Annotated in this window: 6 protein-coding genes; 2 read left to right on the top strand and 4 right to left on the bottom strand. The window is 72.2% G+C overall.

All coding sequences use genetic code 11. The features are described 5' to 3' along the window. Positions 1-124 precede the first annotated feature (124 nt). Positions 125-889 (bottom strand): TetR/AcrR family transcriptional regulator, encoded by a 765-nt coding sequence (locus ADY01_RS30870; protein WP_049580017.1) that lies wholly within the window; start codon positions 887-889, stop codon positions 125-127. 127 nt (positions 890-1,016) lie between these two features. Here ADY01_RS30870 and ADY01_RS30865 point away from each other — a divergent pair, with 127 nt between their 5' ends. Further along, positions 1,017-1,988 carry an ATP-binding cassette domain-containing protein gene (locus tag ADY01_RS30865; RefSeq protein WP_049580016.1) on the top strand — a complete coding sequence of 324 codons (972 nt, stop codon included), beginning with the start codon at positions 1,017-1,019 and terminating at the stop codon, positions 1,986-1,988. Then, positions 1,988-2,818: an ABC transporter permease gene (locus ADY01_RS30860; protein WP_049580015.1), complete on the top strand. Its 831-nt coding sequence runs from the start codon at positions 1,988-1,990 to the stop codon at positions 2,816-2,818. Before ADY01_RS30865 ends, ADY01_RS30860 begins: the two co-directional genes overlap by 1 nt. A 79-nt stretch (positions 2,819-2,897) precedes the next feature. Here the strand turns inward: ADY01_RS30860 and serC are convergent, their stop codons facing one another. From serC to ADY01_RS30845, 3 genes are all read right to left on the bottom strand, one after another. Further along, positions 2,898-4,025: a phosphoserine transaminase gene (serC, locus tag ADY01_RS30855; RefSeq protein WP_049580018.1), complete on the bottom strand. Its 1,128-nt coding sequence runs from the start codon at positions 4,023-4,025 to the stop codon at positions 2,898-2,900. 80 nt (positions 4,026-4,105) lie between these two features. Beyond that, entirely contained in the window at positions 4,106-5,326 is a 1,221-nt protein-coding gene (locus ADY01_RS30850; RefSeq protein ID WP_049580014.1) for a cytochrome P450 family protein, read from the bottom strand. Beyond that, positions 5,323-6,555: a cytochrome P450 gene (locus ADY01_RS30845; protein ID WP_324613424.1), complete on the bottom strand. Its 1,233-nt coding sequence runs from the start codon at positions 6,553-6,555 to the stop codon at positions 5,323-5,325. Before ADY01_RS30845 ends, ADY01_RS30850 begins: the two co-directional genes overlap by 4 nt. Positions 6,556-6,564 lie beyond the last annotated feature (9 nt).

Below are 6,564 nucleotides of genomic sequence, written 5' to 3'. Positions count from 1 at the left end.
GCCCCCGCGTTCACCGCCGCCCCCACCGCCGTCGGTGCCGTCGGTGCCGCAGGCGGCCAGGAGCACCGACAGGGCGAGGAGCGGCGCGAGCCGTCGCGCCCTGCGCGTCACGGGGAACATGCCGCTAGGACGCGCCGCGCTCCCCTTTGGTGCCGATGAACGCCTCGATGCCGTCGAGAACCAGGTCCAGGCCGAAGCGGACGGTCTCCTCGGCGTCGGTGCCGAACGCCTCCTCGTCGAGGGAGAAGACGTGCGGGTACGCGCCGGTGGCCATGGCCGTCACCATGATCGGCTCCTGGGCGGCCCAGAACTCCTCGTCGGTGACGCCCGACTCCTCGCTGGCCTGCCGGAGCAGCACGTAGTGCCGCGCGATGCCGGTGATGTAGGAGTCGATGGTCATGATGACGTTGATCTTCTCCGGGCCCGTGAGCCCGAGGCCCCCCAGCGCCGCGAGCGCGATGTCGAAGCCGTGGAGGGCGTTGGGGCCGAGCAGCGGCCTGGCCTGGTTGACCTGGAGCAGCCACGGGTGGTCGTGGTAGTGGCGGTAGGTGGCGCGCCCGATGATCTCCATGGCGGAGCGCCAGTCCGCCTCGCGGATCTTCTCCGCCTCCTCGTCGTCCGTCGCGGAGACGTGGTCGAGCATGAGGTCGAGCAGTTCGCCCTTGCCGGGGACGTACCGGTAGAGGGACATGGTGCCGACGCCCAGCTCGGCGGCGACCCGGCGCATGGAGAGCGCGGCGAGGCCCTCGCGGTCGGCGAGCCCCACGGCCGCGGTGACGATGCCGTCGAGCGTGAGCGCGGGCCTGGGACCCCGTGCCGAGATCTCCCGGCCCTGCCACATCAGTTCAAGACTGCGGCTGATGTCCCCGCCGCTGTGTGCCGACGTCATGATCCCGCCATCCTAGGCGCTCACCCCCGCCCGCCTCCGGCTCCGCAATATCTGGGTACGCTGTACGCGGTCTCGGGTACGGTGTACTCAGTACAGCGTACCCAGAAACGAGAGAGGGAGGGGGCACATGGCATCGCGATCCGAATTCTCGGTCGTCGCCGAGGGGTTGACCAAGCGATATGGCCGCGGAGACGACGGGAAGAAGGCCCTCGACGGGTTCGACCTGGCCGTGCGGCGCGGCACCGTCTGCGGGTTGCTCGGGCCGAACGGCGCGGGGAAGACCACGTCGGTCCGCATCCTGGCCACGCTGCTGCGCGCCGACGGCGGACGGGCCGAGGTGGCCGGATTCGACGTCCGCCGCGAGCCGCGCAAGGTGCGCCGCCGGATAGGGATGACCGGGCAGGCGGCGGCCGTCGACGAGATACTCTCCGCCCGGCAGAACCTGCGGATGTTCGGGCGGCTCTTCCACCTGGACCACGCGACGGCCGCGCGGCGGGCCGAGGAGCTGCTGGACGCGTTCAGCCTGCGGGCCGCGGCCGACAAGCAGGTCAAGACGTACAGCGGCGGCATGAAGCGCCGGCTCGACCTGGCGGCCAGCATGATCCTCGCGCCCGAGGTGCTGTTCCTGGACGAGCCCACCACCGGGCTCGACCCCCGGGGCCGCGTCGAGGTGTGGGAGGCGGTCCGCGGGCTCACCGCGCTGGGCACCACCGTGCTGCTGACCACCCACTACCTGGACGAGGCGGACAAGCTCTCCGACCGCGTCGTCCTGATCGACCAGGGGCGGAAGGTCACCGAGGACACCCCGGCCGGGCTCAAGCGGGCCGTCGGCGGGGACCGCATCGAGGTGGTGGTCTCCGACCCGGCCGACCTGCCCACCGCGGTCAAGGCGGTGGCCCGGGTGACGCGCGGGGTCGGCCCCGAGACCGACGAGGAACGGCTCAGCGTGCACGCCCCCGTCTCCGACGGCGTGGCGGCGCTGACCGACGTGGCGCGCGCGCTCCAGGAGGCGGGCGCGGGCGTGGAGGACATCGGGCTGCGCAGGCCCACGCTGGACGAGGTGTTCCTGCGGCTGACGGGGAAGGGGACCGAGGAGTGATGCACACGACGCCGGCCGTCGCCGATCCGGAGGGGCCCGAACGCCGGGTGTACTGGGCGTTCGCCGACTGCCTCACCGTGGTCAGGCGCGACCTGACCCACCTGGTCAAGCAGCCCTCGATGATCGCGTGGGGCCTCGGCTTCCCGATCGTCTCGGTCCTGCTGTTCGTCTATGTCTTCGGCAGCGCCATGGACGTGGGCGAGGGCATGGACTACAAGGACTTCGCCATGCCGGGCATGTTCGCCATGACGATGGCCTTCGGCTTCATGAACACCGCGATGAACGTGGTGATCGAGAAGGAGCGGGGGGTCATCGACCGCTTCCGCTCGATGCCGATGGCGCCCTCGGCCGTGGTCTCGGGCCGCGGCGTCTCCGACGTCATCCAGGCGTCGGTGGACCTGGCGGTGATGGCGGCCATCGCCCTGGTCATCGGCTGGCGCTCCGACGGCTCGCTGCTGGAGACGCTCTACGCGTTCCTGCTGCTGCTCCTGCTGCGGTTCGCGCTGATCTGGATCGGGATCTTCCTCGGCCTGCTGGTCCCCAACCAGGAGTCCGCGGGGAACCTGTTCGCCGTCGCCTTCCCGTTCGGGATGATCTCCTCCGTCTTCACGCCGCCCTCGCTGATGCCCGACTGGCTGGGCGCGGTCGCCATGTGGAACCCGGTCTCCGCCACGGCCAACGGGATCCGCGAGCTCTTCGGGAACCCGATGCCCACCGGGGGCAGCTGGGTCGAGGAGAACTCGCTGCTCCTCGCCGTGGTCTGGCCGGTGGTCCTCACCGCCGTCTTCCTGCCGCTCGCGGTCCGCCGCTTCCAGAACCTCGGCAGGTAGGACGCCCCCGGGAACGCGTCACGGCCCCGCGTACGAGCGCGGGGCCGTGGGGCCGTGGAGCGGGGTGCGGACAGGGCGCTCAGAGGCGCTCGATCACGTAGTCCACGCAGCGCGTCAGGGCCTCGACGTCGGCCGGGTCCACGGCGGGGTACATCGCGACCCGCAGCTGGTTGCGGCCCAGCTTGCGGTAGGGCTCGGTGTCCACCACGCCGTTGGCCCGCAGCGCCTTGGCGACGGCCGCCGCGTCCACGCCGCCCTCGCCCTCGGTGAAGTCGATGGTGCCGACCACCTGCGACCGCTGGGTGGGGTCGGTCACGAACGGGGTGGCGTACTCGGACTTCTCCGCCCAGCCGTAGAGGCGGGCGGCGGAGTCCGCGGTGCGGTCCACGGCCCAGCCGAGGCCGCCCTGCCCGTTGATCCACTCCAGCTGCTCGGCCAGCAGGAACAGCGTCGTCACGGCGGGCGTGTTGTACGTCTGGTTCTTGCGGGAGTTGTCGATGGCGGTGGGCAGCGAGAAGAACTCGGGGATGTGCCGGCCCGAGGCGGCGAGCCGCTCCGCCCGCTCCAGCGCCGCCGGGGAGAACGAGGCCACCCACAGGCCGCCGTCCGAGGCGAACGACTTCTGCGGCGCGAAGTAGTAGACGTCGGTCTCGGTGATGTCCACCGGCAGACCGCCCGCGCCCGAGGTGGCGTCCACCAGGACCAGCGCGCCCTCGTCGGCGCCGGAGACCCGCTGGACGGGCGCGGCCACGCCGGTGGAGGTCTCGTTGTGCGTCAGGGCGTACGCGTCGGCCCCGCGCTCGGCGCGCGGCACCGGGTGGCTGCCGGGGTTCGCGGAGATGATCGTCGGCTCGTCGAGCCAGGGTGCCTTGCTGGCCGCCTTGGCGAACTTCGAGGAGAACTCGCCGAACGAGAGGTGCTGCGACTTCGCCTCGATCAGCCCGTGCGTCGCGACGTCCCAGAAGGCGGTGGAGCCGCCGTTGCCGAGGACGACCTCGTGGTCCTCGGGCAGGGACAGCAGCGCGCGGACGCCCTCGCGGACCCTGCCGACCAGGTTCCGCACCGGGGCCTGGCGATGGGAGGTGCCGAGCAGGGAGCTTCCGGTCGCGGCCAGGGCGTCGAGCGCCTCGGTGCGGACCTTGGACGGGCCCGATCCGAACCGGCCGTCGGCGGGTTTGATGTCAGCGGGAATCTGGATATCGGCCACGAGCCGGAGCGTAGCCCCTCGGGCGTGGAAACCGCACATCCGGTTCGTGACGCGGACGGCCGGGGCCGCCACCGGGGCCGTCACCCGAGCAGGACGGGCAGTCCGACCAGGTCGTTCTGGGTGACGATGGGCATATTGCGCAGCTCCGAGTCGTCCACGGCGAGGGTGAGGCCGGGGAAGCGGGAGAAGAGCGCGGGCAGCGCGATCCTGGCCTCCAGGCGGGAGAGCGAGGCGCCGGGGCAGATGTGCGGCCCGTGGCCGAAGCTGATGTGCCGGATGGGGGCGGGGCGCCTGATGTCGAACCGGTCGGCGGACGGGCCGTGCTGGTCGGTGTCCCAGCCGATGGCGCCGTAGGAGATGGCGAGCCCCTCGCCCTTGGCGATCACCGTGTCGCCGACCCGGATGTCCTCGGTGGCGAACCGGAGCAGCAGGTGCGAGGCGGGGGTGGCCCAGCGCAGCGTCTCCTCGATCACGTTCTCCCAGGAGACCTCGCCCGAGAGCACCGCGGCGAGCTGGTCGGGGTGGCCGAGCAGCGCCCGCACCGCGTGCGTGATCAGGCTGATGGTGGTCTCGTGCCCGGCGGCCACCATCGCCTTGAGGTTGCCGAGGACCTCCTCGTCGGTCAGCGGCTCGCCGCCCTCGTCCGCGAGGATCAGGGCGCTGGTGAGGTCGTCGCCGGGGGCCGCCTTCTTCTCGGCGACCGTCTTCACGAAGATCTCGTCCAGCTCGTCGATGACCGCCAGCCGTTCGTCCTGGGGCGTGAGCATGGAGAAGAACGCCGTGTAGAGCTGGTGCAGCCGGGGGTGCTCGGCGTGGTCGACGCCCATCAGGGTGCTCACCACCCGCATCGGCAGCGGCAGCGCGAAGACGGCCTTGAGGTCCACGGGGCCGCCCCCGGCGCCCGCCGTGGCCAGGTCGTCGAGCAGGGCCGCGGTGATCGACTCGATGACCGGGCGCAGCGACTCCACCCGCCGCGCGGTGATGGCCTGCGCGGTCTTGGCGCGCAGCCTGCGGTGCTCGGCGCCGTCCACCGTGAACATCGACCGCCCGGCGTCGACCATGCCGATCAGCGGCCACTGCCGGGTGACCGTGCCGTCCTGCCACAGCCCCCACGCGTCGATGTCCTTCACGAGCCTGGCGTCGGTGAGCAGCTTCCTGGCCTCGGCGTGCTTGGTCACGGTCCACACGGTGACGTCGCCCGGCAGCGTGATCCTGGCCAGCGGGGTGATGCCGGTGAGCCGGCGGATCTCGGCGGCCCGGTCGCGTACGAGGGGGTCGAGGGTGACCACGGGACAGCTCATCGCGTGCCTCCAACGGCGGGGGTGGGGGAGAAGCGGACCGGCAGGGCCGTCATCCCGCGCAGGAACGGGGACGGGCGCCGGACGAGCGACTGCGCGGGCACGGCGAGATCGATGTCGGGGAGCCGGTCGAGCAGCACCTCGATGCCCGTCCTGGCGATCACCTCGGCGATCTCCTGGGCCGGGAAGGGACAGCGGAACTCGCCGTGGCTGAACGAGAAGTGCGCGTTGTTGCCGCCGGTGTGCGCGGCGTGGCCGCCGTGGTGGACCTGCGGGTCGCCGTGGGCGCCCTGGAGTCCGAGCAGCAGCATGTCGCCGGCCTGGAGGTGCTGGCCGCCGAGGTGGGTGTCGCGGGCGGCCCAGCGCCCGGCGAGGATCTGGGTCGGGGTGTCCTCCCACAGGACCTCGTTCATCGCCTCGCCGACGCTGTGCCGCCCGCCGGAGAGCGAGGCGGCGAACCGGTCGTCGGTGAGCATCAGGCGCAGCGAGTTGCCGATCCAGTCCGAGGTGGGGAGGTGGCCCGCGGCGGTGAGGGCCTGGATGTCGAGGACGTACTCCTCCTCGGTGAACGGGCCCGGGTGCGCGAGCATGCGCGAGCAGACGTCGGCGCCGGGCGTCTCGCGCTTGGCGGCGACCAGGCGGCGCATGGCCGCGGTGAGGTACTGGTGGCTCGCGATGGCGTCCTCGCCGCCGTCGGCGAGCGCGTTGATGTTCCGGGCGAGCTCGGGGCCCTCGGCGTCCTGGAAGCCGATGACGCGGCCCAGCACGAGGATCGGCAGCAGCTTGGCGTAGCCGCCGATCAGCTCGGCCTCGCCCTGGCCGCAGAAGGAGTCGACGAGCGCGTCGGCGAGCTGCTCGGCGTGCCGGCGCAGCTCGAAGGCGTCCACCCCCTCCAGGGCCGGGACGACCATGCCCACATGGCGCTGGTGCTCCTCGCCGACCGTGTAGTAGATGGACGGCTGCCGCCGGTTGACCATGGGCAGCAGCGGCCAGTCGGCGGGGATCCGCGGCCACTGGTTCCACAGGCCCATGTCCCGGGTGAACAGGCTGGTGTCGCCGGTCACATGGTGCAGCTCCCGGTAGCCGACCACCAGCCAGGCCGGGATGTCGCCCGGCAGGACGACGGGGACGACGGGCCCGTGCTTCCGGCGCATCTCCCGGTACAGCTCCGCGGGGTCGGTGTGGAAGCGGTCGCCGCTGAGCGGCACCGCGTCCGGCTCGGCCACCGGGATGGCGGGGGA

Origin of the sequence: Streptomyces sp. SBT349, from assembly GCF_001083795.1 — a bacterium.
Classification (GTDB): domain Bacteria; phylum Actinomycetota; class Actinomycetes; order Streptomycetales; family Streptomycetaceae; genus Streptomyces.
Note: the sequence above shows the minus strand (reverse complement) of the source record. Positions and strands in the feature narration are given on the sequence as shown.